Raw genomic sequence first — 23638 nt, 5'->3', positions numbered from 1 at the left:
TCCGCCCGGCAGGCGGCGGGGTTAGGTTCGGACCATGTTCGCCGCCTACGCCGCACGCATCGACCGTGACCAGCCGCTCGACGGACTCGAGTTGGGGCAGCGCCCCGAGCCGGAGGCGCCCCCCGGCTGGACCGTCGTCCACGTCAAGGCGGCCTCCCTCAACCACCACGACCTGTGGTCGCTGCGCGGCGTCGGGCTCGGCGAAGAGGCTCTGCCGATGATCCTCGGCTGCGACGCGGCCGGCGTCGACGAGTACGGCAACGATGTCGTCGTCCACTCCGTCATCGGCCAGACCGGCCACGGCGTGGGCCCGCTCGAGCCGCGCTCCATCCTCACCGAGCGCTACCAGGGCACCTTCGCCGAGCGCGTCGCCGTCCCCGCGTGGAACGTGCTGCCCAAGCCCAAGGAGCTCAGCTACGAGGAAGCGGCCTGCATGCCGACCGCGTGGCTCACCGCGTACCGCATGCTGTTCACCAACGCCGGCGTGCGCCCCGGCCAGAGCATCCTCGTGCAGGGCGCCGGCGGGGGCGTCGCCACCGCCGCGATCGCCCTCGGCGCCGCGGCCGGCCTGCGGGTCTTCACGACCAGCCGGGACGCGGCCAAGCGCGAGCGAGCCATGGAGCTCGGCGCCGAGGAGGCGTTCGAGCCGGGGGCGCGGCTGCCGCACCGGGTCGACGCCGTCATCGAGACGGTCGGCGCCGCGACGTGGTCGCACTCGGTCAAGTCCCTCAGGCCCGGCGGCACCCTCGTGATCTCCGGTGCGACCAGCGGCCCGAACCCGCCGGCCGCCGAGCTCAACCGCATCTTCTTCCTGGAGCTGAAGGTCGTCGGCTCGACCATGGGCTCCAAGGAGGAGCTGGCGGACCTGCTGAGCTTCTGCGCGGCGCGCGGCGTACGGCCCGTCATCGACTCCGTCCTGCCGCTGGACCGGGCCCGCGAGGGGCTTGCGAAGATGGCCGGTGGCGACCTGTTCGGCAAGGTGGTCCTCACGGTTTGACTTCTTCTCCCTCAAAACGAGGGAGAATCCTACGGCTCGCGCCGCGGGTTTTTCTGCTTCGTCGCCGACGGCCTGCCCGGAGTTCTCCGTTGAGGTCTTACACCGGCTCCACAGACAGACACCGCCAGCCCGGCGGCCCGAAGGCTCTTCGCCGCGTTCACGTCCCGGTCGTGGGTCGTGCCGCAATTTCCGCATGTCCAGGTACGGACACTGAGCGGCATCTTGTCCTGCAAGGTGCCGCAGGCGGAGTACAGCCTGGACGAGGGGAAGAAGCGGTCCACCGCGATCACTTCCCGCCCGTACCAAGCGGCCTTGTATTCCAGCATGCTCCGGAACCCCGACCACGCGGCGTCGCTGATGGCGCGGGCCATGCTCCGGTTCTTGACCATGTTGCGTATCGTCAGGTCCTCGATCACGAGCGTTTGGTTTTCACGCACGAGCCGGGTTGTGAGTTTGTGCAGGTGGTCCCGTCTGCGGTCGCTAATCCTGGCGTGGATCCTCGCGACCTTCAGCCGGGCTTTACGCCGATTGGCGCCGTTACCCTTGGCCTTCCGGGACAGTTCCCGCTGCGCCTTGGCGAGACGGGCGCGGTCGCGGCGTTCGTGCCTCGGATTGGCGATCTTCTCCCCTGTGGAGAGGGCCAGCAGGTGAGCCAGGCCGACATCGATTCCGACCGCTGTACCGGTGGCGGGGAGCGGCTTCACGCCGGGGTCCTCACACAGCATCGAGACGAACCAGCGACCAGCCGCGTCCTGCGACACGGTCACCGTGGTCGGCTGCGTCCCCTCGGGGAGAGGCCGCGACCATACGATGTCCAGCGGGTCCTTCATCTTTGCCAGGTGCAGGAGACCGTCCCGAAACCGAAACGCCGAGCTGGTGTACTCGGCAGACCTCCGGGAGTTCTTCCGGGACTTGAAGCGCGGGTACTTGGATCGCTTCTCCCAGAACGCCACGAACGCGCCTTGAAGATGCCGCAGGCACTGTTGCAACGGCACGGAAGACACCTCGGACAGGTAGGCCAGCTCCCCTGTCTTCTTCCATGCCGTCAGCATCGCCGAGGTGGCGTTGTAGCTGATCCGCTCACCCCTGGCCCATGCTTCGGTACGGGCGGCGAGCGCCATGTTGTAGACCTTGCGCACGCACCCGAACGTCCGGGCAAGCTCAGCGGCCTGCTCAGATGTCGGATAGAAGCGGTACTTGAACGCCCGCTTCACGCCCCTGATCATGACTCACAAGCCATCACGTCAACTTGTGGGTTTCGCAGGGAAGTTGATTGCGGAATCGATCCGCCCCGGCGGGTGACCTGCTTTCCTCGACCCGCTACGCCGGAGTTCGGACCCTCCCCGCCTCGAGGCGGGGGTCTCCTCGGAGGTACCGGATGATCATGCGCTCACCGAACAGACGCTTGCGCAAGGCGGCGTTCCTCGCCGTAGCCGCGGTCCTGGCACTCCTGGCGCCGGGGACGGCCGCGGAGGCCCGTACGGACACCCCCGCGGGCCCGGGTATCCCGCCCCTCACCGACGAGCAGGGCCGCACCCTCACCCTCCGCGGCTGGAACCTCGCGGACAAGGAACACCGCGGCGACGAAGCCCTCGCGGACATCACCGAGCGCTCCTTGCGCGACATGGCCGCGCAGGGCTTCAACTTCGCCCGGCTCGCGGTCTTCTGGGACGACCTGGAGCCGCGGCCGGGCCACTACAGCGAGAGCTACCTCCGCAAGATCGAACGCGTCCTGGACCGGGCGCACCGCCACCGCATCCGCGTCGTGATCGACGCCCACCAGGACGTCTACGGCCCGGCCTTCGGCAGCCACCGCGGCATCCCCGCCTGGGCCACCCGCACCGACGGCCTGCCCTACCGCCCCCACCCCGACGACTGGTTCGCCGAGTACTTCGAACCCGCCGTGCAGGCCGCGTTCCAGCACCTCTACGAGGACGACGACCTGCGCCGCGCCCAGGCCCGCATGTGGCAGGTCCTCGCGGGGCGGCTCGCGGACCACCCCGCCGTGTTCGGCTACGACCTGATCAACGAACCGATGGGCCGGATGCACGAGGGCGAGAGCATCCCTGACGCGGCCCGCCGCATCGAGTCCACGCAGATCACTCCCATGTACCAGCGCGTCGCCGAGGCGATCCGGCGCGTCGACCGCCGCCACCGGCTGTTCATCGAGCCCACGCCGGCGGCCGGCGAGGGCGTCCCGACGGGCCTGGGCCGCATCCGCGACCCCAAGGTCGTCTACGCCCCGCACTTCTACAACGCCGCCATGGAAGCCGGCCGCGACTACGACCCGGCCTCGGGCTGGCTGCCCGCCTACGAGGCGGCGGTCGTGCACTACCCTCGCGCGATGCGCATCCCCGTCTTCATCGGGGAGTGGGGCCCGCTCAACAGCGGCCTACCCCATATGGCCCGCTTCTACGAGGACGCCCTCACCTCCATGTCCCGCTACGCGACGGGCTGGGCGAGCTGGCAGTGGTGCTACGGCGGCGGCTACTGCGCCATGGACGAGCACGGCCGATTCCAGCCGAACAAGTCCCGGACGGCGGAGCCGTACGCGTCGGCGGTGGCGGGTGTGGTGAAGACAGCGTCCTACGCCCCGCGGCAGGCCACGTACCGCCTGACGTACGCCCCGGCGCGGGGCGGCACCACGGAACTCGTCCTCCCGCCCGCGCCCCGCGGCTGGCACCTCACGGTACGGGGCCCGGCCCGGCCGGACACGACGCGCGTCCCGGCGGGCGAGCGGGGCACGGTACGGGTACGGGCGGGCGCGGGGAGCGGCGAGGTCCGGGTGACGGCGGTGCCGGGCTGAGAGCGGTCCTTAATGTGGACGGGGCGAAAGCGTGGCTGTCTACGCCTGGTTCTTACTCTCGTCCCGCACGCAGTCGAGACACACCCATCCCTTGCGGGCCACGAGTCGGGTCCGCTCCTTCGGGTGTTTGCCGCACCACTCGGAGGGGCCCGACTGGTCGGGAAGATCGCGCTTAATCAGCATCCCGATCCTGGCCCGGTTGCTCGGTGGCTCGTCCGGGAAAGGGCTGTCAGCCATCAGTCATCGTCGCCTTCCTGCGTGTCGGGCTCCGGCTCCGACGCGGTGACGATCTCCTCTTCGAACACGTCGTACCCGTTCACTTCATCCTTGCCACCCATGACGGGACTCCATTCACTGAGCTTCAGTCCACGGTCCGGGGGGGGGCGAGTCCGAGCGCCCTGCGCTCGGCGTCGTTGGCAATGCGCAACCTGCGCATGGGGGCGATCCAGTCTCGTTCCCCGTGCACCTGTTTGATCAGGAAGCCCCCGGTCACCGGGCCGTGCATCACGCCCATGTCCCCCGTGTCCTGATCCACCACCAGGGCGCCGGAGCGGTAGCCGGTACCGGCCCAGAATGCTCTCGCGGCGCTTCCCCCATGAGCTCTCTCGCCAGCCATCGAACTTCAACGCCCCTCTTCGCTGGACTGCGTGACGTGACGATGTTCCCGTCAGCGAGCGAGCGGTTACAGGGACGCAACGTCCTACTCCGGCGACGCTATTCGGTGAAACCCAGAAACTGAGCCAGCTTACGAAGACCGGCCGGATGCACGGAGCGGGACCACAGATCATTGACGATGGCCACGGCCAAAGTGTGGTGTCGCATCCATGCTGGAGCGACGCGACGCAGCGCTTCGAGGGCCTTTACTGCGCCCTCGGCATCCCCTACGTCCGTGTGAGCCCGCGCCACGTCCAGCAAGAGCCACGTACGCCATGAGGGCGGCGTGTCGGCGCTCAGCCTTATCCCCTTGGCCAGCAACAGCGCTTCCTCAGGGCGCTCGTGCTGGACAGCCAGACGGACGCGCTCGATGCGCACGGACGACCGGCTGAACACCGACACAAGTCGGCCGTCTTCAGGGGGCGGAAGCTTTGCCAGACGACCAGCCGCGCGCTCCGCAGTACGCATCATCACATTGGCCGTGTCGTAGTCGTCACTCCTGGCGTACGACGTTGCGGCGGACATCAGGAGGCCACCCCACACACGAATGCCCTCCGCCGTGCCCGCTTGCTCCCGTTCCACTCCGTCAGCGGCATGTACGGCAAGATTCCGCGCATCGTCCAACCGGTCCTGCCGCTGGTACGCCCACGCCACGGAGTTCGACACCATCGGAGCGAGCAACGGGTCCGAAGAATCCCCGGCGGCGGTGTAGGCACGCTCCAGAGCGCTAAGGGCAAGGTCGGTCTTACCGAGACGGATGGCCAGGTGCCCCCCCAGTTGCAGCGCCTTGCCCAGCGCGGCCTGGCCTGCCGCCCTCTGGTCCGTGTTGCCCACTGCAGCCAGCAGGCGAGCGTCCGCGATGATCCCCGGCAGTACGTCCATAAGCCGGCCGAACTCCGCTGAGTGGTACAGCGTCCAGCCATCCGCGAGTTCGGCGCGCAGAAGAGCCGGTGACAGCCGCTCAACGTCCGCCGGTTCGGCAGGAGGAGTGAACAGCGGTGGCATGATCGCGCGTCGGACAGCCACTAGTCGGGGCGGGTCGGCATCACCACTGGACGAGACCCCCGGGGGGTCTCCCAGAAGGGCTGTCAGCTCCACACCGAGCCCCTTGGCGAGGGAGTGAAGCGTCGGCAGCCGCGCGCTGTGCTTCCGCCGTTGCTCAAGCTTCCGGACCACGTCCACGGACACACCCGAACGTTCGGACAGCCCCTCTTGGGTGAGGTCTGCCAGGCGTCGCAGTCGCCCGATGCGGTCGCCCAGATGCTCAGTAGCCATAGAACAGAAGCTACGCCGGAAAGGCCGGGCAGGGGGTGGTACGGGCCTTGCCCCGTACCACCCCCTGTCGCTTGCGACTTGAGGTGCTACCTCAGCGCCAGCACCATCGCGTCCGACGGCGAGCTCCAGACCGTGCGGGCCTCCGCGAAGCCCGCCTCGCGGAGGGTGCGGGCGTGCCACTCGGCGGAGGGGGTGTCGCCGTCGGCGTGCTCGCCGTAGATCTCGAAGCGCTCGGCGGTCGGGCCGGCGAGGACGGGGTCGGCGGCGGCGAGGTCCCACCAGGCGCGCCAGTCGAGGGCGCCGGCGGCCTTGGCGCGGTCCATGCGGGCGTGACGCAGGGTCCGTTCGGCCTCGTTGATGCGGGGCGTGGCGGGGTCGGGCATGTGGTCGGCGTTGAGGAAGACGCCGCCGTCGCGGACGAGGCCGGCGAGCTGCCCGTAGAGGGTGCGCAGGGGGTCCGAGTGCAGCCAGTGCAGGGCGGTGGCGGTGAGGACGGCGTCGTAGCGGTTGTGGGGCAGGCGGGCGGTCCAGTCCGGGTCCTTGAGGTCCGCGGTGACGAACCGGACGCGGTCGTCGCCGGCGAAGGTGCCGCGGGCGATGGCGAGCAGGGCCGGGTCCAGGTCGACGCCCGTGGACTCGGCCCCGGGGAAGCGGTCGAGGAGGCGGGCGGTGATGGTGCCGGTGCCGCAGGCGAGGTCGAGCACGCGGGGGGCGGGGCCGGCGAAGGCCTCGACCATGTCGAGCATGACCCGGAACCGCTCCTCGCGGTCCGGCAGGTACCACTCCTGCTGCCGGTCCCAGCTGTCCTGCCAGGCGCTCCAGTCCGTGCCGACGACGGCCTCGGTCATGAGTTCCCTCCCACGGGTCGCAGGTGTAATACCCTCGGTTGCGTACCAGCCATTACAAGCCGGTGCTCCGACCCTAAGCCGCCTGCGTAAGGACCACAAGTGGAACTGGCCTATTACTCGGACTTCGCTGTGCGGCTGGTCAACAGCGAGGAGCCCGCACGCGGCGCCGACACCCTGACCTCCGTCGACGCCGTACGGGACCTCTTCGGCAACAGCGCGCAGGCCGCCCGGCGCGCGGGCGACAGCGACGTGACCCGCCTGCGGGCCGTGCGGGCCCGGCTGCGCGCGGTCTTCGAAGCGGCCTCCGAGGGCGACGAGGTGCGCGCCGTGGACCTGCTCAACGCGCTACTCATGGAGTACCCGGTCAGCCCGCAGGTATCCGGGCACGAGTACCGCGACGAGGACGGCCGCCCCAAGTGGCACATGCACATCGCCGACCACGCGGCCAACGCCGGCGCCTCGTACGCGGCCACCGCCTGCATGGGGCTGGCCGTCCACCTGACCGAGTACGGGGTCGACCGGCTCGGCATCTGCCAGGCGGCGCCCTGCCGCAACGCCTACCTGGACACCTCGACCAACCGCTCCCGCCGCTACTGCTCCGACCGCTGCGCCACCCGCGCCAACGTCGCCGCCTACCGGGCCCGCAAGCGCCTGGAGAGCCGCGCGGCCGAGGCCCCCGCGGGCAGCGACCGCACCGGCCTGAGCGCCGACGCCAGCCACGACAGCAGCGCGCCCGCCGAGCGCTGACCCGCCTCCGGGGGCCGCCGCAGCCGCACCAGCGCGCGGGCCACCACGAACTCCTCCGGCACGGCGCCGAACTCCCGGCTGTCGTTCTCGACCAGCGGGTTGTCCCCCCGCACCCACCAGCCGCCCTCGCGCCGCTCCACGGCGCGCTTGACGATCAGCAGGTCCTGCCGGAACGGGTGGCGCAGCACCACCACGTCACCCGGCCGCACCACCGCTCCGTACTGGACAACCAGCTGGTCCCCGGGGTTCAGCGTCGGCACCATCGACGGGTTGTAGACCTCGGCCAGCCCGATCCGCAGCAGTCCGCGACGCTCGCGGTCCTGCTCCTGCCCGCGCTCGTCCACTTGCTCCTGCACCACGGCACCTCCCGGTCCGTATCCTCCACCAGTCCCAGACTGACACCGGTCTTTTGTCCTAAGCCCCCCGGGGCACCCGAGAAAAGCCTTCCCACACCGAGTAATCTCGCACCTGAGAAGACGATCACGAGGAAGGACAGCTCTATGCTCTCCCGCCTGTTCGCACCCAAGGTGCGAGTCAGCGCCCACTGCGACCTGCCCTGCGGTGTCTACGACCCCGCCCAGGCCCGCATCGAGGCGGAGTCGGTCAAGGCCGTCCAGGAGAAGTACCAGGCGAACGAGGACGCGGACTTCCGCGCCCGTGCGCTCATCATCAAGGAGCAGCGCGCCGAGCTCGCCAAGCACCACGTCTCGGTGCTCTGGAGCGACTACTTCAAGCCGCCGCACTTCGAGAAGTACCCGCAGCTGCACCAGCTGGTCAACGACACCCTGAAGGCCCTGAGCGCCGCCAAGGCGTCCAACGACCCGAAGACGGGCGAGAAGGCGCTGGAGCTCATCGCCGAGATCGACCGCATCTTCTGGGAGACCAAGCAGGCCTGATCGGCGATCCGCCTGTTCGAGCAGCGCACCCGGTTCGTACTCCGTCGCAGGAGTACGAACCGGGTGCGCTGCTATGTCAGGGCTTTGCTTTTCTGCGGGCCACCGCCAGCGCCGCCCCGTACAGCGACAGGACCACGGCCATCAGGCCGTAGTAGAGCGGCGGCAGGGCCGTCATGCCCAGGGCCGGGCCCAGCGGGGACAGGGGCAGGAGCAGGCCCACGACGGCGAGGCCGGTGGTCGCCAGGCGGACCGGCAGCGGGGCGCGGCGCTCGGCCGCGTCCCGGCCCGCGCGGAGCAGGAGCATCACCAGGGCCTGGGTGAGCAGGTTCTCCGTGAACCAGCCGGCGTGGAAGGCGGCCTGGCCGCCGGTGCTGCCGGTGGAGTGCAGGGTCAGGGCCAGGACGCCGAAGGTCGCGAGGTCCGCGGCGGCGTTCAGGAGGCCGAAGGCCGTCATGAAGCGGAACAGCGCGCGGGGCCGCAGGACCGTGGGCCGCTCGTGGACCGTGGCGGCGGGTCGGTCGTAGGCGAGGGAGAGCTGGGCCGCGTCGAAGCACAGGTTCTGCACGAGGACCTGGGCGGGCAGCATCGGCAGGAACGGCAGCAGCAGGCCCGCCGTCAGCATCGCGATGACGTTGCCGAGGTTGGACGAGAGTGTGATGCGCAGGTAGGCGGCGATGTGGCCGGTGCTGCGGCGGCCGGTGACGACGGCGCGGCCGAGGGCGGTGAGGTCCTTCGAGGCGAGGACGACGTCGGCGGCGTCGCGGGCCACGGGCACGCCGTCGCGCGGGCAGATGCCCACGTCGGCTGCGTGCAGGGCGGCCAGGTCGTTGACGCCGTCGCCGAGGAAGCCGGTCGTGTGCCCGGCGGTGCGCAGGGCGTGGACGACGCGGGCCTTGTGCTCGGGGGCGCAGCGGGCGAAGACGGTGGTGCGGGCGGCGAGCCGGGCGAGTTCGGCGTCGCCGGCGGCGTCGATCCGGGCAGCGGTCAGGGGCTCGCCGGGGTCCAGGCCCAGTTCGCGGCAGGCCCGGGCGGCAGTGCCCGGGTGGTCGCCGGTGAGGACCTTGACGGCCACGCCGCGACCGGCGAGGACGGTCAGGGCCTCCGCGGCGGTGGGCGCGAGGGCGTCGCGCAGGCCGACGAAGCCGGCGAGGGTGAGCTCCTGCTCGTCCTCGGGCGCGTACGGGCCCGTGCTCGCCGGCCGCTCGGCCACGGCGACGGCGAGCACCCGCAGCCCGCTCTCCGCGAGGGCGTCCGCCCGGGCGGCGAGGCGCGCACGGTCCGCGGGGCCGAGGGGCCTGCCGCCGGCGATGCGGGCGCCGGGCGCGCGACCGCTGCTGCCCCGGCCGCCGTCGGTGTCCCCCGCGCCGTCCGCCACGCGCGTGCAGCGCTCCAGGACGTCCTCCGCGGCGCCCTTCACCACGAGCACGTACGTGGCCCCCGAGCCGCGGCCGCCCGTGAGCGTGCGGACGTTGCCCGGCAGCACCGGCTCCGGACCGCCCGTTTCACAGCCATCCCGCTCGTAGCCACTCCGCTCGTAGCTACCCGGCTCGTACCCGCCCGGCACCCGTACGAGCGCCGAGGCGATCCGGCGCCCGGGCCCGCACGGCAGCGCCGCGATGCCTTCGACGCCGTCGGCGCCGCCGCCCCGCTCCTCGTCCGCGTCGAGGAGGGCCTCGTCGAGGGCGTCGGGCGCGGGGAGCTCGGCCAGGTGGAGCGTCCAGAGGGCGGCGACGGCGGCCCAGTGCAGCACGGCCGGGGCGTCGCGGCCCTCCGCGTCGACCGCGCGGTCGAAGACCGGCCGGTCCCGGGTGAGGGTGCCGGTCTTGTCGACGCACAGCACGTCGACGGCGCCGAGGTCGTGCAGCGCGGGCAGCCGCCGGACGATCACCTCGCCGCCGCGGGCGAGGAGGGCCGCGCCGCGGGCCAGGGCGGTCGTCACGACGACCGGCAGCATCTCGGGGGTGAGCCCCACGGCGACGGCGACGGCGAAGGGGAGGGTCTCCAGGCCGCGGCCGCGCAGCAGCGCGCTCGCGACGAGCACCAGGGGCGCGGTGAGCAGCATGAACCGCACCAGGGTCCAGGCGATCCCGTTCACGGAGCGGTCGAAGGGGCCGGGCAGGCGCGGGCCCCGGTCCTGCGGCAGGGCGCCGGAGAGGACGGTGTCCGCGCCGGTGGCGACGACGACGCCGGTGGCGCTGCCGGAGACGACGCTGCTGCCCTGGAGGCAGAGGTCGCCGGCCGTGCCCTTGGCGACGGGCGCGGACTCGCCGGTCAGTGCCGCCTCGTGCACGGTCAGGCCCGTCGTGCGGAGCAGCCGCAGGTCGGCGGGGACGAGGTCGCCGGGCGCGAGGAGCACGACGTCGCCCGGGACGAGCTGTTCGACGGGCAGCTCGCGGGTCACGGGGGCGTCCGCCTCCGCGGGGCGGCGGCGGACGGTCGCGGTGGTGGCCACCAGCTCGCGCAGGGCGGCCGCCGAGCGGTCGGCGCGGTGCTCGCCGGTGGCGCGCAGCACGCAGCTGACCGTGACCAGGACGGCGATCACGCAGGCGGTGCCCCAGGCGGCGAGGGCCGCCGAGACCAGGCCGAGGGAGAGGAGGACGGCGGTGAAGGGGTCGCGCAGACTGCGCGCGAAGCGGCGCGGCCAGGGGTCGGGGCGGCGGCCGGGAAAGACGTTCTCGCCGTGGTCCGCGAGCCGCGCGTCGGCCTCGGCCTCCGTCAGGCCCCGCGGCCCGCTCTCCAGCGCGCGCAGGACCTCCAGTGCGGTGGTGCCGGTGGCTCCGTTCCGGCCGGTGGCTCGTCCTCGCGCGGCGGGGCGGTCAGGCGCCCAGGCCATGGAGGCGCCCGGTGCGGGCAGCGCCGCGCGCACCGGCGGCGGCCCCGGCCTTGCGGTCGGCGAGCTGGCCCACCATCAGCCGGACGATCGTGACGACGTGCGGGTCGTCCACGAGGTAGACCATGCGCCGGCCCTCGCGGCGCGACCGCACGAGCCCGGCCAGCTTCAGCTTGGCCAGGTGCTGGCTGATCGCGGGCAGCGCGCCGCCGACCCGCTCGGCGAGGGCGGTGACGTCGCTCTCGCCCTGGGCCAGGGCCCACACGAGATGGAGCCGGGCGGGCGAGGCGAGCAGCCCGAACGCGGCGGCGGCCTCGGTGAGCACGTCCGCCGCGGGGTCGCCGAGGCCCTCGCCGAAGCCCCCTTCGACGTAGGCGTCCTCGAAGCTTCCGACACCTGCGGTCACTGTCGCTCTCCCGTTCCTGCCGCGCGTCCCTGTGCCCGGCACGACCAGTCTAGGCAGGGCGCGGCGGGCGGAAGGGCGGACATGCGCCGCCCGGCGGCTGGGCAGAAGTACCGAGAGGAACCGGTCCGGAAGGGCGGCAACAGGCTGCAAGAGGGGGAGCCGTGGAAATCTCCGGAATTTTCAGTGCAATCATCATCGGTCTGATCATCGGCGTGCTGGGCAGGCTGGTCGTGCCGGGGCGCCAGCACATCGGCGTGCTGTGGACGATCGTGGTGGGCATCGCGGCCGCGTTCCTGGGCGCGGCCATCGCCCACTGGCTGGGCGTCGACGACACCAAGGGGATCGACTGGATCGAGTGGCTCATCCAGATCGGCCTGGCCGCGCTGGGCGTGGCCGCGCTCGACCGGGCGAAGGCGCGGCACTGACGTCCGTACGGGCCGGGTGGTCGCCGGGTGGTTCAGGAGAGCTTGCCGTCGTAGTCCGGCAGCTTGAAGGTCCGCTCCGCGTGGCCGCCCACCAGGTCGGTCGTGTTGTTCCCGATGTTCGCGATGATCGTGTAGCCGTTGTTCTCGATCTCCGCGCGCTTGGCGGTCTTGTACGTGCTCACGTCCTGGAAGAGGTCGGGGAGGTGGCGCACGTACAGGCCGTCGACCGGGTAGCCGACGTTGCGCAGGTTGTGCTCGGTGAGCCCGTCGAGGATTCCGGGGCGGGCGGTGACGAAGAAGACCGCGGCGCCGCGGGCGTGCGCGTACCGGGTCAGGTCCAGCACCGGCTTGATGGCCGGTGTGGGGTACGTCCAGTGGAAGTCGGTCTCCAGCGAGGTGTTGTCGATGTCGAGGACGACGGCCTGCTTGCGGCCGTGCGCGTTTCCGGTGCGCTCCTTGACGTAGGGCAGTGCCTGGTCGACGACGGCCTGCACGTCGCGCTGCCAGGTGGCGTAGTCGACGCCCTTGAGGCCCGCCGTGCCGGAGGTGCGCGCGGCGAGCGCGCTCGTGCCGGCGCTCGTGCTCGTGCCCGCGCTCGCGGTGACGGCGGCGGGGCGGCCGGCGTCGGCGGCGGTCGCGTCCGTGGTGGTGGCGGCGGTCGCGGCCGTGGCCAGGACGGTGGCGGCGAGGGCGAGGGCCGCGCGGCGGGCCGGTATCGGTGCGCTCATGCGTGGCATGTTCACGTCCGCCGGTGACGCGCGGGGAACGTGCGGGTGACCGGCCGGCGTCGCGGGGCTGCCCGATCAGTACGTCCGGCGTCCGGTTCCGTGCGTCACGTGTCCCGTGTCCGGTGTCCGTGCGCCCGGTGTCCGGTGTCCGCGCATCCGGTCGTACGTCCGGCCGTACGCCCTGTCGTGCGTCCGGCGCCTGACGTTCCGTCGCATTTCCTTCCGTTTCCGTCCCGCTCCCCGAACCGGGAGGCATGGGCCACAGGTCACCGGGTAGGCGGGCGGAGGTCACCTACGGATCTGGGGAGGACGATGTGACCATCACGGCATCCACGGTTACGACAGAGCATTCGGCGGCTGCCCCGCAGCGGCTCGAAGACGCGGTCGGGGGGCTGCCGTACATCGAGGACGCGACCACAGTGGCGCCGCGGGACGCCCGCGCGCTGTCCGGGCTCTTCTTCGCACGGCTGCGGGAGCTGGAGGAGGGCACCCGCGCCTACCAGTACGCACGCAACACCCTGATCGAGATCAACCTCTCGCTCGTTCGCTTCGCCGCCTCCCGGTTCCGCAGCCGCGGCGACCAGATGGAGGACATCATCCAGGTCGGCACGATCGGGCTGATCAAGGCGATCGACCGGTTCGACCTCTCGCGCGAGGTGGAGTTCACGACCTTCGCCGTGCCGTACATCGTCGGCGAGATCAAGCGGCACTTCCGCGACACCGGCTGGTCGGTGCACGTGCCGCGGCGCCTGCAGGAGCTGCGCGTCGAGCTGGCCAAGGCCACCGGCGAGCTCTCCCAGCGGCTCGACCACGCGCCGACCCCCGCCGAGCTGGCCGAGCACCTCGGCCTCAGCCGCGAGGAGGTCGTCGAGGGCATCGTCGCGGGCAACGGCTACACGGCCGGCTCGATCGACGTCCCCGTGGACGACGGCCCCGAGCAGACCGGCACCACCTACGCCGACCGGCTCGGCGGACCCGACCCCGCCCTCGAAGGCGTGGAGAACCTGCACGCGCTCAAACCGCTCGTCGCCGAGCTGGACGAACGCGACCGGCAGATCCTCCGGATGCGGTTCGGCGGGGAGATGACGCAGTCGGAGATCGGCGCGGAGCTGGGCATCTCGCAGATGCACGTCTCACGGCTGCTGACGAGGATCCTGGGGCGGCTGCGGGCGGGGATGCTCGGACAGGGGCAGGCGCACGGGCGGGTGCACACCCGCAGGTAGCAGGCAGCCGGCCGCGGCCCGGGTCCCGGGTACGGACCCGCGGGCAGCGGCAACCGCCCCGGTCGCCCGGGCGCACACCCCGCAGGCGGCGGCCCGGGCCCGGGGCGGGGCCCTCCGCCCGCCGCTCCGCGCAGTGCTACGCCGCCCCCACGCCCGCCGGCTCCACCCACGTCGCCCGGACGGTCTTCCCGTCCGGCCGCCGGTCCACCTCCAGCAGGCCGGCCAGCCGCTCCACCATGTGCCAGCCCAGCCCGCCGCCCCCGCCGAAGTCCGGGGTGCGCGGCTGCGGCGGCCGCGGGCTCGTGTCGACGATCTCCACCACGAGGCGGTCCTGCACGGCCCGCACGCACAGCCGCCACCAGCCGCCCGCGTGCCGTATGGCGTTGGTGACCAGCTCCGACACCACCAGGACGACGGCGTCGGGATCCGCCCAGGGGCAGTGGCGGGCCAGGAACTCCGCCGTCGCGTGACGCGCGCGGGCGGCGTCCCCGTACGGGGCTTCGATCACAACCATCCGGCGGCTCCCTCGTTACTGACCTGCTGACCTGACCTGGCGATGAGCATCTGTCGAGCCGCGTATACCCAGCGATCGCCGGGTCATGGCCGCCCGGGGCGAGGGGTTCGTCACGATACGGTCGTCAAGCCGTCGGCCCGTCAACCCTCCCGCGCCGCCACCGCCGCTACCTGCTGGCGCCGCCGGGGGCCGGGTCGCCGGCGCGTGCCCCGGGAAGGCCCGTGGGAAAGCCGCTCGGAAAGCCAGTGGGAAAGCCGCTCGGGAAACCCGTGGGAAGGTCGCTCGGGAATCCGCTCGGAATTCCGGTCGGGAACCCCGAAGGGACGTCGTCCGGCGGGCCGTCCGGCAGGGGCGGCGGAGTGACCGGAGCCGCCGACGGCGGTCGCCACGGCTCCTCGACCCGTTCCCGGACCTTCTCCCCGGCCGGCTTGAACACGGTCAGGTAGAACACCCCGAAGCCCACGCACCCGGTCACGAACACCGCCAGGAACGCCAGCAGGACGCCTGTCCCCACCCAGGTCCTGACGTCCCCCGGCGGGAGGGCGGTGGCCCGGTCCGGGCGGTCCTGCGGATAGCGGACGGTGACCGCGTCGCCCTCGATGACCGTGGCCGGCCCGCCGGACTCCTCGAAGCGGTGGTGCGTCCCGTCCGCGGCGGTGAACTCGTAGACGTGGTGGAGCGTGGTCGAGGACGAGGTGTGCGGGCCCTGCCGGCGGGTGGTCGTCGTCGCGTACAGGCGCAGGCAGCGGCCCGGGACCTCGATGCCGCTGCGCCACGCGGCCCGCAGCCGCCGCATCCGCACCACCGCCCACACCATCCCGGCGAACCCTGCGGCCGCCATCAGGGTGGGCAGCGCCAGGACGAAGAAGTCGAGCATGAAGCACAAACCCCCGATGTCGTACGTGTGTACGCATATTCAACTCTGTCGGGAGTCCGGGCACCATGACGTTATTGATCATCATTGATCAGATCGTGGGGTCCGCGCACGGCAGCGTGGTGGTGAAGCGGGCGCCGCGCGGGCTGTCCGTGACGGCCAGGGTCCCGCGGTGGACGGTGGCGATGTGGTGGGCGATGGCCAGGCCCAGGCCCGTGCCGCCGGTGGCGCGGGTGCGGGCGTCGTCGAGCCGGGTGAAGCGTTCGAAGACGCGCCGGCGGTCGGCGGGCGGGATGCCCGGGCCGTCGTCCTCGACGTGGAGGACGGCCAGCCGCCGGCCGGGGTCGTGGCCGAGGCGGACCGTGACGGTGTGTTCGGCGTGCCGCTCCGCGTTGTCCAGGAGGTTGCCGAGGAGGCGGGCGATGAGGGTGTGACGGCCGTGCACGGTGAGGGGTGGTCCGGGGTCGTCGAGGTGCAGGGCGAGGGTCCGGGGACCGGGCGGGCGGCGGGCGAGCTCCTCGCGGACGAGCGCGGTGAGGTCGACGGGCTGGGCGCCCGGCAGGCCCTCGGTGCCGGTCGCGTCCAGGCGGGCGAGCAGCAGCAGGTCCGTGGTGATGCTCTGCAGGCGGCGGGTGTCGCCGAGGGCCGCCTCGGCCACCGCCGTCCACTGCGCGTGCTCCGGGTGCGCGAGCGCGATCTCCAGCTCGGCCCGCAGGGCGGCCAGCGGGCTGCGGAGCTCGTGCGAGGCGTCGCCGACGAACCGGCGCTGCTGGTCGACGGCCGCCTGCAGCTGGTCGAGGGTCTCGTTCATCGTCGCGGCCAGCCGGGCCACCTCGTCGCGCGTGTCCGGCACGGGCACGCGGCGGTCGAGGTGGCGCGCGGTCAGCTCGGCGAACTGGGTGCGGATCGCCTCCACCGGGCGCAGCACCCGCCCGGCCACGAACCACGTCGCGCCCGCCAGGCCCGCCGTCACCACCAGGGCGGCGCCGCCCAGCATCAGGACCAGGTGGTTAAGGCGGCGCTGCTCGTCCTGGAGCCGGTTGGCGACGTGCAGGTAGAGGCCGTCGGTGCCGGACTGGATGTAGCTGAGGGCGGGGGTCCTGCTGCCGGGGTCGGTCCACGGCCACAGCGACAGCACGTCGCCGCCGTGCGAGGGTTCGTGGTCCGGCATGCGGGGCCCCGGCTCCCAGTTCGGCTGCCGGTCCTCGACCCCGACGGACACGTCCAGCCGGGGGTCGTCGCGCAGCTTCCCGGCCGTGTAGAGGAGCTGCGCGTCCGGGTCGTAGTCGACGAGCCGGGGAACGGCGGCGGCCTTCCGGGACGTGTAGTCGACGGCCTCCCGCGCCAGGTAGTCGCGCAGCGAGCCGGCGGCCAGCGCCGCGCCGGCGATCAGCGGGAGGAGGGCCGATACGGCGACGAGCCAGGTCAGCCGGGCCCGGATCGAGGCGGGCCGCAGCCGCCCCCGCGGGCGTCCGGGCCCGGGGCGCGGGCCGGCCGGCCGCCGCATCACCGGCCCGGGGCGTCGGCCGCCAGCCGGTAGCCGACGCCGCGGACGGTCTGGATGCTGTGCCGCCCGAAGGGCGCGTCGATCTTCCGGCGCAGGGAACTGACGTGCACCTCCACGATGTTCACATCGCCCTGGAACGCCTCGTCCCACACGTGCGCGAGGATCTCCGTCTTGGCCACGACCTCGCCGTCGCGCCGGGCGAGGTACTCCAGGACCGCGAACTCCCGCGCGGTGAGCTGCAGATCGGCGGAGCCGCGCCGGCAGCAGCGGGTCGCGGGGTCGATCTGGAGGTCGCCGACCCGGATGAGCACGGGCCGCGCGGGCCGGCCGCGGCGCACCAGGGCGCGCAGCCGGGCGACGAGGGCCACGTAGGAGAAGGGTTTGGTGACGTAGTCGTCCGCGCCGGTGTCCAGGCCCTCGGCCTCGTCGTACTCGCCGTCCTTGGCGGTGAGCATGAGCACGGGAGTCCAGACGCCCGCCTCGCGCAGCCGCGCGCACACGCGGTAGCCGTTGAGGCCGGGCAGCATGACGTCGAGCACGATCACGTCGTAGGCGTCCTCGGCCGCGAGGTGCAGGCCCGTGTGGCCGTCGTGCGCGACCTCCACCGCGAACCCTTCGGCGACCAGGCCCCGGCGCAGCAGCTCCGCGAGCCGACGGTCGTCCTCAACCACCAGTATTCGCATGCCTTCAGGATGGCGGGTGCGGGTGGCCCGCCGCCTGAAGTCCTCTTCAGGAAGGCTCAGCGTTCCTTCAGCTGCGGAGTGCCAGGATCCCGGGTGTGCCTCCCCGGCACGCCGGATCCCGGAGCGCGCACCGGCGGCACACGGGGGTGGGGCCCGTACGCCTCGGCGGCCGGGCCCGGCCCGCCGGTCCGCGCTCCGTCACCAGTCCCCTCCCCCGAACCCTCCGCCGTCGCCGCCGCCTCCGAAGCCGCCGCCGTCGCCCCAGCCGCCGCCGTAGTCGTCGGGGTTGTAGTCGCTGCCGGTCCAGTCGCCGCCGTCGGGGCCGGTGTCTGCGGGGGCGGCGTAGGCGGGGCCGGAGAGGAGGCCGCCGAGCATGGTGCCGACGAGGAGGCCGGGGAGGAGGCCGCCGCCGAAGTAGCCGCCGGCCCAGGGGGCGTAGGCGGGGCCCGCGTTCCAGTAGGGCTGCCTGCCGTCGGGGGTCTGGACGGTGCGGGAGAGGGGTTCCTCTCCGTCGGCGACCCGGGCCGCGTCGGCCGCGCAGGCGGGGACGGTGCGGGGCGCGCCGCCCGGGGGCGCCCACTCGACGTCCTGGACGGAGGGCCCGTGGCGCGGGTCGAAGAAGCAGGGCAGGCGGCGCTCGGGCAGCGGGGCGCCGGTGCGGCGGGCGGCGAGGGTGGCGAGGGCGAAGCGGCCCTTGTCGAGGCTCTCGGTGACGGCCGTGACGTCCTGCGGGTGGGCCACGGCGGCCATCTTGGACTTGGCCTCCTCGTACGCGTCGAGGGCCTCCTCGTAGTCCCCTCGCATGGCGTTGTCGGCGCCGGGCTCGGAGGGGTGGAAGTCGAGCCGGTCGAGTTCCTCGCCGAAGGCGGTGATGTCCTCGTCGACGACGACGCGCAGGGCGTCGAGCTCGGCCTGCTCGCGCTCCTCGCGCTTGCGCTTGTTGCGGCGGTAGAGGGCGTACGCGCCCGCGCCGCCTGCGACGACGATCGCGCCGCCGGTGATCAGCCCGGTGGCGCCCACGCCGGGCTCCCCGCCGCCCCAGGATCCGGGGGCCCGGCCGCGGGCCTGCCGGACGGCCTGGTCGACGAAGCCGTTGAGCACGGCCGTGGTGTCGCCGCCGGAGCGCTGGACGGTCCCGACGAGGTTGCGGACCGCGTTGCGCGACATGACCTTGGAGTCGGCGTGGGCGTTGAAGGCGTCGCCGAGGCGGATCGCGTAGACGCCGGCGATGCCGACCTTGGTGCGCAGGTCCTGGAAGACGGTGGCCCTGGGGAACTCGGCGCTCTCCGGCAGGACGGCCACGAAGACGGGCTTGCCGGCGTCCTCGATCTTCTTGGCCAGGGCTTCGGCCTCGGCGGGCGGGAGCTGGGCGCTCGCCCGGGGGTCCACGTAGACCGGGCTCTTGCGCAGCGCTTCGGCCACGGTGTCGATGCCGGTCGCGGCGTGGGCCGCGGGGGCGGGGGCGCAGAGCGCCGTGCCGGCCAGGGCGATCAGGGCGGCGGCCAGGACGGCGATCAGGGCCTGCAGCGGCCGGGGAAGCGCCCGGGTGGTGGCGGGCATGGCGGTGCTCCTCGGATGGAGGTCGGTGTTCCTGTCGATCGCTTCTAGGTGAAATTTACCGCTTGTACGGATAAACCCGGCATTTCACTCCCCTGCTCAGCCGTACGAGAGGTTCGCGCAGGGGTCGTCGTCCGCCGACCGGGCCGTTGCGGCCACGTCGGCGGAGAGGGTGCCGGGGCCGGCCGCGGAGGGTGCCGGCGCGGACGGCTCGGGCGCCGCGGACGTCCCGCCGCCCGCGGCGGCGAAGTCCCGCCCCACCGTCACGGTGATCCCGTTCGCCGCCACCCCGTGGACGTACGCCCCGGGGAAGAGCCGGGCCACCGTCCGGGCCTCCGCCGCCCGGCCCGGCCCGAACTCGATCACGGTGATGCCCGCGTCGCGGACCTCCGCGTTGCCGGTGTCGCTGACGGCGAACCCGTGCTTCTCCAGCTCCGCCGCGGCCCGCGCCGCGAGCCCGCTCACTCTGGTGCCGTTGGCGACGGAGACGCTCACGCCCTCCCCGGAGACCTGCTCGGGGGCCGCGGGGGACGCGGGGGCCGTCGGACCGGGCTGCCGCTTGCCGCCCGGGCCCTTCCCGCCCGCGTCCTTGCCGTCGATCGTGCGGTCGGCCTTCAGCGAGGCCCACAGTGCGTCCGCGCCGGGCTGCACGATGTCGACGCGGTCGCCTTCGTAGCGCCAGGGCACGGTGATGAACTTGATGTTGTGCAGGTCGATGCCCTTCAGCGACATGGCGAAGGAGAGCAGTTTGTCGGCCGAGCCCAGCCCGGGGTCGACGGTCAGCGACTTGGTGGCGGCGTCGGCCAGGGGCAGCAGCGTGGCCGGGTTGAAGCCCTGTTCCCGCACCTTCTTGACCATGCCGGCGACGAAGGCCTGCTGCCGCTGGATGCGGCCGATGTCGGAGCCGTCGCCGATGCCGTGCCGCACGCGCACGTAGTCCAGGGCCTGCTGCCCCGAGACGTTCTGCTGCCCCTTGGGGAAGAGGAGCCGGCCGCGCGAGCCGCGGTGCGGGTTGAGGTCTCCCTGGTAGACGTCCTTGGGCACGCACACCGGCACTCCGCCGACGGCCGAGGTCATCGCGGAGAAGCCCTCGAAGTCGACGACGACGGTGTGGTCGACGCGCAACCCGGTGAGCTTCTCGACCGTGTTCTGCGTGCAGGCCGGATTGCCCTTCGCCGACTCCCCCACCGAGAAGGCCGAGTTGAACATCGCCCGGGTCCGGCCGGAGGTCCAACTGCCGTCGGGCAGCCGGCACGGCGGGATGTCGACGAGGGTGTCCCGCGGGATCGAGACGGCCACCGCGTGCTCGCGGTCGCGGTAGACGTGCAGCAGGAACGCGGTGTCGGAGCGGCCCACGTCGCCCTCGCCGCCGCCGAGGTCCTTGTTGCCCCCCGAGCGCGAGTCCGAGCCGATGACCAGGACGTTCTGCCCGGCGACGCCCGCGCCCGGGCGGTTCTTCGACAGCCCGTCCGCGTCGAACGTGCTGATGTTGCCGTTCAGCCGGAGCCAGAGCCAGCCCGCGCCGGCGGCCAGCAGCACCACGAACGTCACCACCACGAGCGTCGCCGTCCGCACCCGGTGGTGCGCCTGCTTCCCTCGGCCGCCACTCATCCGCCCATCCGCCAGTCCTCGCCCATTCCCCCGCGTCTACCCCGGCTCCGTGCCACCTCACCTGGATAGACGGCCGGGCAGGCACTTTGGTTGTCCAGTTGCGCAATCTGGCAAGTATGGTGAGCCCCACGGTCACGGAAGAGAACGGTTACGGAAGAGAGGTGCGCCGATCATGCTGCGCAACGCCCTTGAGCCCTGGCACATCCTCGTGGTGGTGCTCGTGATGGTCGTCCTGTTCGGGTCGCGGAAGCTGCCCGACACCGCCCGCGCGCTCGGCAAGTCGATGCGCATCCTCAAGAGCGAGGCCAAGGCCATGAAGGCGGACGACCAGCCGCCCGCGGCCGGCGCGCCCGAAGCGGCGGCGCACCACGGCAGCCCGGCCGACAACCCCCGGTGAACTGCAGGACACCTGCACGACCCTTCCGGTACACCCGCCCCTGGTGAGCTTCCCCCGGCCGGGCATCCCGCCCGGCCTACGAGGAGGAAAAACCATGGGTTCTCGTCCGTACCGGCGCCGTCTCGCCTGGGGCGCCGCCGCCCTGCTCGCCGCCGGGGTCGCGGTGCCGGCCGCGGCCTTCGCCTCGGACGCGGGCGGCAGCTCGGACGTCCCCGCGCTCAGCACGGGCCACGGCGCCAAGAAGGCCAAGAACGTCATCCTGCTCATCGGTGACGGCATGGGCGACTCGGAGATCACCCTGGCCCGCGACTACACCGTGGGCGCGGCGGGCCGGCTGAACATGGACAAGTTCCCGCTCACCGGTGCGTACACGACGTACTCGGTCGACAAGAACGGCAAGCCCGACTACGTCACCGACTCGGCCGCCAGCGGCACCGGCTGGGCCACCGGGAGGAAGACAGTCAACGGCCGGATATCCAAGACGCCCGGCACGGACAAGGCCATGCCCACCATCCTGGAGCTGGCGCAGAAGAACGGCCTGGCCACCGGCAGCGTCACCACCGCCGAGCTGACCGACGCCACCCCGGCCGTCCTCGCCTCGCACGCCACCGACCGCAGCTGCCAGGGCCCGGCCGACATGAAGGCCTGCCCGGACGACACCGTCGCCAAGGGCGGCCCCGGCTCGATCGCCGAGCAGAGCGTGAACCACAAGGTGGACGTCCTCCTCGGCGGCGGCAAGGCCCGCTTCGACCAGAAGATCACCGAGGGCGCCTTCGCCGGGCGGACCGTGACACAGCAGGCACAGAAGCTCGGCTACCAGGTCGTCACCGACGGCAAGGGCCTGAAGGCCGCGAAGCCCGGCAAGCCCGTGCTCGGCCTCTTCGCCGACGGCAACGTCCCCGTCGAGTGGACCGGCAAGGCCGCGGCCCAGGGTGGCACCGAGCCGCAGCGCTGCGTGACGAACAACCCCGAGCGCAAGGCCGGCACGCCGGAGCTCGCGGACCAGACCCGCAAGGCCCTGCAGCTCCTGGAGGCCAAGCAGAAGGGCGCCGGCTCCAAGAAGGGCTTCTTCCTGCAGGTCGAGGGCGCCTCGATCGACAAGCGCGACCACGCCGCCGACCCGTGCGGCCAGATCGGCGAGACCGCGGCCCTCGACCGCGCCGTGAAGGTCGCCCGCGCCTACGCCGCGGAGCACCCGGACACCCTGGTCGTCACCACCGCCGACCACGGCCACACCAGCCAGATCGTGCCGCTGGAGGCGACCCCGCCCGGCCTGTCCTCCACGCTGGTCACCAACGAGGGCCGGCAGCTCAAGGTGAACTACTCCACCAACACCCCGGGCAAGCCGCAGGAGCACACCGGCACCGAGGTGCGCATCGCGGCCCAGGGCCCGCAGGCGGAGCGCGTCCTCGGCGTCACGGACCAGACCGAGCTCTTCACCACGATCCGCAGCGCGCTCGCCCTGCGCTGACGCGGCGTGCCGCACCCGTGACGTAAAGAACGTCACAGATCACCACAGGGGGGACAGGGCCCGGCCGCGGCAGCGGCCGGGCCCTGCGGGTTGTGCCAGTTATCGCGGCAGAACATTGGGCGGATCACATACCCGGTTCCGGGCCCGCAGCGTCAACACTTGTGAATCCCGTACCACCGGTATCACCCGCGCCCCCCGCGCGTCCCGAATGATCGTTCGTACCGACCGCCAGCCTCGGAGGAACCGCCGATGACCGGCTCCCGCGTCCTCGCCCTCGGCCACTACCAGCCCGCCAGGGTGCTGACCAACGACGAGCTGGCGGCCATGGTCGACACCAGCGACGAGTGGATCCGCTCGCGCGTCGGCATCCGCACCCGCCGGATCGCCGAGCCCGGCGAAACGGTCGCCGACATGGCGACCGAGGCCGGCGGCAAGGCGCTGGCCGGCAGCGGGCTCGCGACGGACGAGATCGACCTCGTCCTCGTCGCCACCTGCACCGCCGACGACCGCAGCCCCAACACGGCCGCCCGGGTCGCCGCCGCGCTCGGCCTCGCCACGCCCGCCGTGATGGACGTCAACGTCGTCTGCTCCGGCTTCACCCACGCCCTCGCCAGCGCCGACCACGCCATCCGCGCCGGCGCCGCGACGAACGCCCTGGTCATCGGGGTGGAGAAGTTCACCTCGGTGACGGACTGGACCGACCGCACGACGTGCGTCCTGACCGGCGACGGCGCGGGCGCCGCCGTGGTCACGGCCTCGGCCGAACCCGGGATCGGCCCCGTGGTGTGGGGCTCGGTGCCCGGCATGGGGCACGCCGTGCGCATCGAGGGCACGCCCTCGCGCTTCTCCCAGGAGGGACAGTCGGTCTACCGCTGGGCCACCACGCAGCTGCCGCCCATCGCCCGCCGGGTGTGCGAGCGGGCCGGCGTCGCGCCGGAGGAGCTGGCGGCCGTCGTCCTGCACCAGGCCAACCTGCGGATCATCGAACCTGTCGCCCGGAAGCTGGGAGCGGTCAACGCGATCGTCGCGACGGACGTCACCGAGTCCGGCAACACGTCCGCCGCGAGCATTCCGCTGGCGCTGTCCAAGCTGGTCGAACGCGGGGAGATCCCGTCGGGCGCGCCGGTCCTGCTGTTCGGCTTCGGCGGAAACCTGTCGTACGCGGGCCAGGTCATTCGCTGCCCGTAAG

The 23638-nt window shown here is 72.6% G+C and carries 24 protein-coding genes; 9 read left to right on the top strand and 15 right to left on the bottom strand.

What is annotated here, in order from left to right; genetic code table 11:
• Positions 1–34: 34 nt before the first annotated feature.
• Complete coding sequence (locus IF61_RS0111945) at positions 35–997, top strand: zinc-binding dehydrogenase (protein ID WP_030366299.1); 963 nt, start codon at positions 35–37, stop codon at positions 995–997.
• 29 nt (positions 998–1026) lie between these two features.
• On the opposite strand, the gene IF61_RS0111940 is transcribed toward IF61_RS0111945, so the two are convergent.
• Positions 1027–2223, bottom strand: a complete 1197-nt coding sequence (locus tag IF61_RS0111940) for an RNA-guided endonuclease InsQ/TnpB family protein (RefSeq protein ID WP_030366298.1) — start codon at positions 2221–2223, stop codon at positions 1027–1029.
• A gap of 158 nt (positions 2224–2381) precedes the next feature.
• On the opposite strand from IF61_RS0111940, the gene IF61_RS0111935 reads away from it, so the two are divergent.
• Complete coding sequence (locus tag IF61_RS0111935) at positions 2382–3803, top strand: cellulase family glycosylhydrolase (protein ID WP_030366297.1); 1422 nt, start codon at positions 2382–2384, stop codon at positions 3801–3803.
• Positions 3804–3842: 39 nt separating this feature from the next.
• On the opposite strand, the gene IF61_RS0111930 is transcribed toward IF61_RS0111935, so the two are convergent.
• The 4 genes from IF61_RS0111930 to IF61_RS0111910 all read right to left on the bottom strand — a co-directional run bounded on the left by IF61_RS0111930 (position 3843) and on the right by IF61_RS0111910 (position 6580).
• The gene (locus tag IF61_RS0111930) at positions 3843–4040 is read right to left on the bottom strand and encodes a hypothetical protein (protein WP_030366296.1); all 198 of its coding nucleotides are present in this window, start codon (positions 4038–4040) and stop codon (positions 3843–3845) included.
• Positions 4041–4164: 124 nt separating this feature from the next.
• Positions 4165–4419, bottom strand: a complete 255-nt coding sequence (locus IF61_RS35825) for a hypothetical protein (protein ID WP_157848594.1) — start codon at positions 4417–4419, stop codon at positions 4165–4167.
• 98 nt (positions 4420–4517) lie between these two features.
• Positions 4518–5732, bottom strand: a complete 1215-nt coding sequence (locus IF61_RS0111915) for a helix-turn-helix domain-containing protein (protein WP_030366295.1) — start codon at positions 5730–5732, stop codon at positions 4518–4520.
• 86 nt (positions 5733–5818) lie between these two features.
• On the bottom strand, positions 5819–6580 hold the full coding sequence (locus IF61_RS0111910) for a class I SAM-dependent methyltransferase (protein ID WP_030366294.1): 762 nt from the start codon (positions 6578–6580) through the stop codon (positions 5819–5821).
• Positions 6581–6679: 99 nt separating this feature from the next.
• Here IF61_RS0111910 and IF61_RS0111905 point away from each other — a divergent pair, with 99 nt between their 5' ends.
• Positions 6680–7327, top strand: a complete 648-nt coding sequence (locus IF61_RS0111905) for a CGNR zinc finger domain-containing protein (protein WP_078660150.1) — start codon at positions 6680–6682, stop codon at positions 7325–7327.
• Here the strand turns inward: IF61_RS0111905 and sodX are convergent.
• Complete coding sequence (gene sodX / locus IF61_RS0111900) at positions 7213–7683, bottom strand: nickel-type superoxide dismutase maturation protease (RefSeq protein ID WP_030366292.1); 471 nt, start codon at positions 7681–7683, stop codon at positions 7213–7215. The genes IF61_RS0111905 and sodX overlap by 115 nt on opposite strands.
• Positions 7684–7827: 144 nt before the next feature.
• Between sodX and sodN the strand changes: the two genes are divergently transcribed.
• Positions 7828–8223 carry a superoxide dismutase, Ni gene (sodN, locus tag IF61_RS0111895; RefSeq protein WP_030366291.1) on the top strand — a complete coding sequence of 132 codons (396 nt, stop codon included), beginning with the start codon at positions 7828–7830 and terminating at the stop codon, positions 8221–8223.
• 76 nt (positions 8224–8299) lie between these two features.
• Here sodN and IF61_RS0111890 read toward each other — a convergent pair whose 3' ends face one another.
• Positions 8300–11056, bottom strand: a complete 2757-nt coding sequence (locus IF61_RS0111890) for an HAD-IC family P-type ATPase (RefSeq protein WP_030366290.1) — start codon at positions 11054–11056, stop codon at positions 8300–8302.
• Positions 11040–11459 (bottom strand): ArsR/SmtB family transcription factor, encoded by a 420-nt coding sequence (locus IF61_RS0111885; RefSeq protein ID WP_030366289.1) that lies wholly within the window; start codon positions 11457–11459, stop codon positions 11040–11042. Before IF61_RS0111885 ends, IF61_RS0111890 begins: the two co-directional genes overlap by 17 nt.
• A gap of 161 nt (positions 11460–11620) precedes the next feature.
• Here IF61_RS0111885 and IF61_RS0111880 point away from each other — a divergent pair, with 161 nt between their 5' ends.
• A complete protein-coding gene (locus IF61_RS0111880; RefSeq protein ID WP_030366288.1) occupies positions 11621–11884 on the top strand; it encodes a hypothetical protein in 264 nt (87 codons plus the stop codon).
• A gap of 32 nt (positions 11885–11916) precedes the next feature.
• On the opposite strand, the gene IF61_RS0111875 is transcribed toward IF61_RS0111880, so the two are convergent.
• The gene (locus tag IF61_RS0111875) at positions 11917–12612 is read right to left on the bottom strand and encodes an HAD family acid phosphatase (RefSeq protein ID WP_030366287.1); all 696 of its coding nucleotides are present in this window, start codon (positions 12610–12612) and stop codon (positions 11917–11919) included.
• Between the two features lie 320 nt (positions 12613–12932).
• On the opposite strand from IF61_RS0111875, the gene IF61_RS0111870 reads away from it, so the two are divergent.
• Positions 12933–13835: an RNA polymerase sigma factor SigF gene (locus IF61_RS0111870; RefSeq protein WP_397945257.1), complete on the top strand. Its 903-nt coding sequence runs from the start codon at positions 12933–12935 to the stop codon at positions 13833–13835.
• A gap of 136 nt (positions 13836–13971) precedes the next feature.
• On the opposite strand, the gene IF61_RS0111865 is transcribed toward IF61_RS0111870, so the two are convergent.
• The 6 genes from IF61_RS0111865 to IF61_RS0111840 all read right to left on the bottom strand — a co-directional run bounded on the left by IF61_RS0111865 (position 13972) and on the right by IF61_RS0111840 (position 20581).
• On the bottom strand, positions 13972–14349 hold the full coding sequence (locus tag IF61_RS0111865; protein ID WP_030366285.1) for an ATP-binding protein: 378 nt from the start codon (positions 14347–14349) through the stop codon (positions 13972–13974).
• A 166-nt stretch (positions 14350–14515) separates the two neighbouring features.
• Complete coding sequence (locus IF61_RS36965; protein ID WP_245684484.1) at positions 14516–15226, bottom strand: DUF3592 domain-containing protein; 711 nt, start codon at positions 15224–15226, stop codon at positions 14516–14518.
• A gap of 88 nt (positions 15227–15314) precedes the next feature.
• Positions 15315–16730: a sensor histidine kinase gene (locus IF61_RS0111855; protein WP_030366283.1), complete on the bottom strand. Its 1416-nt coding sequence runs from the start codon at positions 16728–16730 to the stop codon at positions 15315–15317.
• Positions 16730–17413, bottom strand: a complete 684-nt coding sequence (locus tag IF61_RS0111850; RefSeq protein WP_030366282.1) for a response regulator transcription factor — start codon at positions 17411–17413, stop codon at positions 16730–16732. The genes IF61_RS0111855 and IF61_RS0111850 overlap by 1 nt, the downstream gene beginning before the upstream one ends.
• Positions 17414–17611: 198 nt before the next feature.
• Positions 17612–18973 carry a hypothetical protein gene (locus IF61_RS0111845; RefSeq protein WP_030366281.1) on the bottom strand — a complete coding sequence of 454 codons (1362 nt, stop codon included), beginning with the start codon at positions 18971–18973 and terminating at the stop codon, positions 17612–17614.
• 96 nt (positions 18974–19069) lie between these two features.
• Positions 19070–20581 carry an LCP family protein gene (locus IF61_RS0111840; RefSeq protein WP_030366280.1) on the bottom strand — a complete coding sequence of 504 codons (1512 nt, stop codon included), beginning with the start codon at positions 20579–20581 and terminating at the stop codon, positions 19070–19072.
• Positions 20582–20753: 172 nt separating this feature from the next.
• On the opposite strand from IF61_RS0111840, the gene tatA reads away from it, so the two are divergent.
• The 3 genes from tatA (at position 20754) to IF61_RS0111825 (ending at position 23637) form a co-directional block, all read left to right on the top strand.
• A complete protein-coding gene (gene tatA, locus IF61_RS0111835; protein ID WP_052392637.1) occupies positions 20754–20978 on the top strand; it encodes a Sec-independent protein translocase subunit TatA in 225 nt (74 codons plus the stop codon).
• 94 nt (positions 20979–21072) lie between these two features.
• Positions 21073–22449, top strand: coding sequence for an alkaline phosphatase (locus tag IF61_RS0111830; RefSeq protein ID WP_030366278.1), 1377 nt, complete (start codon positions 21073–21075; stop codon positions 22447–22449).
• A gap of 249 nt (positions 22450–22698) precedes the next feature.
• Positions 22699–23637 carry a beta-ketoacyl-ACP synthase III gene (locus tag IF61_RS0111825; RefSeq protein ID WP_030366277.1) on the top strand — a complete coding sequence of 313 codons (939 nt, stop codon included), beginning with the start codon at positions 22699–22701 and terminating at the stop codon, positions 23635–23637.
• Position 23638: the final 1 nt, after the last annotated feature.

Source organism: Streptomyces roseoverticillatus (assembly GCF_000719265.1).
Classification (GTDB): Bacteria; Actinomycetota; Actinomycetes; order Streptomycetales; family Streptomycetaceae; genus Streptomyces; species Streptomyces roseoverticillatus.
The sequence above is the reverse complement of the archived record's forward strand: the minus strand, read 5'-3'. Positions and strand labels throughout refer to the sequence as shown.

What these genes read in the sequence shown, in the direction of transcription:
- IF61_RS36965 (WP_245684484.1), bottom strand. Translation starts at nt 15,226, where the DNA reads ATGCTCGACTTCTTCGTCCTGGCGCTGCCCACCCTGATGGCGGCCGCA.
- IF61_RS0111945 (WP_030366299.1), top strand. Translation starts at nt 35, where the DNA reads ATGTTCGCCGCCTACGCCGCACGCATCGACCGTGACCAGCCGCTCGAC.
- tatA (WP_052392637.1), top strand. Translation starts at nt 20,754, where the DNA reads ATGCTGCGCAACGCCCTTGAGCCCTGGCACATCCTCGTGGTGGTGCTC.
- IF61_RS0111910 (WP_030366294.1), bottom strand. Translation starts at nt 6,580, where the DNA reads ATGACCGAGGCCGTCGTCGGCACGGACTGGAGCGCCTGGCAGGACAGC.
- IF61_RS0111865 (WP_030366285.1), bottom strand. Translation starts at nt 14,349, where the DNA reads ATGGTTGTGATCGAAGCCCCGTACGGGGACGCCGCCCGCGCGCGTCAC.
- IF61_RS0111830 (WP_030366278.1), top strand. Translation starts at nt 21,073, where the DNA reads ATGGGTTCTCGTCCGTACCGGCGCCGTCTCGCCTGGGGCGCCGCCGCC.
- IF61_RS0111845 (WP_030366281.1), bottom strand. Translation starts at nt 18,973, where the DNA reads ATGCCCGCCACCACCCGGGCGCTTCCCCGGCCGCTGCAGGCCCTGATC.
- IF61_RS0111940 (WP_030366298.1), bottom strand. Translation starts at nt 2,223, where the DNA reads ATGATCAGGGGCGTGAAGCGGGCGTTCAAGTACCGCTTCTATCCGACA.
- IF61_RS0111825 (WP_030366277.1), top strand. Translation starts at nt 22,699, where the DNA reads ATGACCGGCTCCCGCGTCCTCGCCCTCGGCCACTACCAGCCCGCCAGG.
- IF61_RS0111930 (WP_030366296.1), bottom strand. Translation starts at nt 4,040, where the DNA reads ATGGCTGACAGCCCTTTCCCGGACGAGCCACCGAGCAACCGGGCCAGG.
- IF61_RS0111890 (WP_030366290.1), bottom strand. Translation starts at nt 11,056, where the DNA reads ATGGCCTGGGCGCCTGACCGCCCCGCCGCGCGAGGACGAGCCACCGGC.
- IF61_RS35825 (WP_157848594.1), bottom strand. Translation starts at nt 4,419, where the DNA reads ATGGCTGGCGAGAGAGCTCATGGGGGAAGCGCCGCGAGAGCATTCTGG.
- IF61_RS0111855 (WP_030366283.1), bottom strand. Translation starts at nt 16,730, where the DNA reads ATGCGGCGGCCGGCCGGCCCGCGCCCCGGGCCCGGACGCCCGCGGGGG.
- sodN (WP_030366291.1), top strand. Translation starts at nt 7,828, where the DNA reads ATGCTCTCCCGCCTGTTCGCACCCAAGGTGCGAGTCAGCGCCCACTGC.
- IF61_RS0111915 (WP_030366295.1), bottom strand. Translation starts at nt 5,732, where the DNA reads ATGGCTACTGAGCATCTGGGCGACCGCATCGGGCGACTGCGACGCCTG.
- IF61_RS0111875 (WP_030366287.1), bottom strand. Translation starts at nt 12,612, where the DNA reads ATGAGCGCACCGATACCGGCCCGCCGCGCGGCCCTCGCCCTCGCCGCC.
- IF61_RS0111850 (WP_030366282.1), bottom strand. Translation starts at nt 17,413, where the DNA reads ATGCGAATACTGGTGGTTGAGGACGACCGTCGGCTCGCGGAGCTGCTG.
- IF61_RS0111935 (WP_030366297.1), top strand. Translation starts at nt 2,382, where the DNA reads ATGCGCTCACCGAACAGACGCTTGCGCAAGGCGGCGTTCCTCGCCGTA.
- IF61_RS0111840 (WP_030366280.1), bottom strand. Translation starts at nt 20,581, where the DNA reads ATGAGTGGCGGCCGAGGGAAGCAGGCGCACCACCGGGTGCGGACGGCG.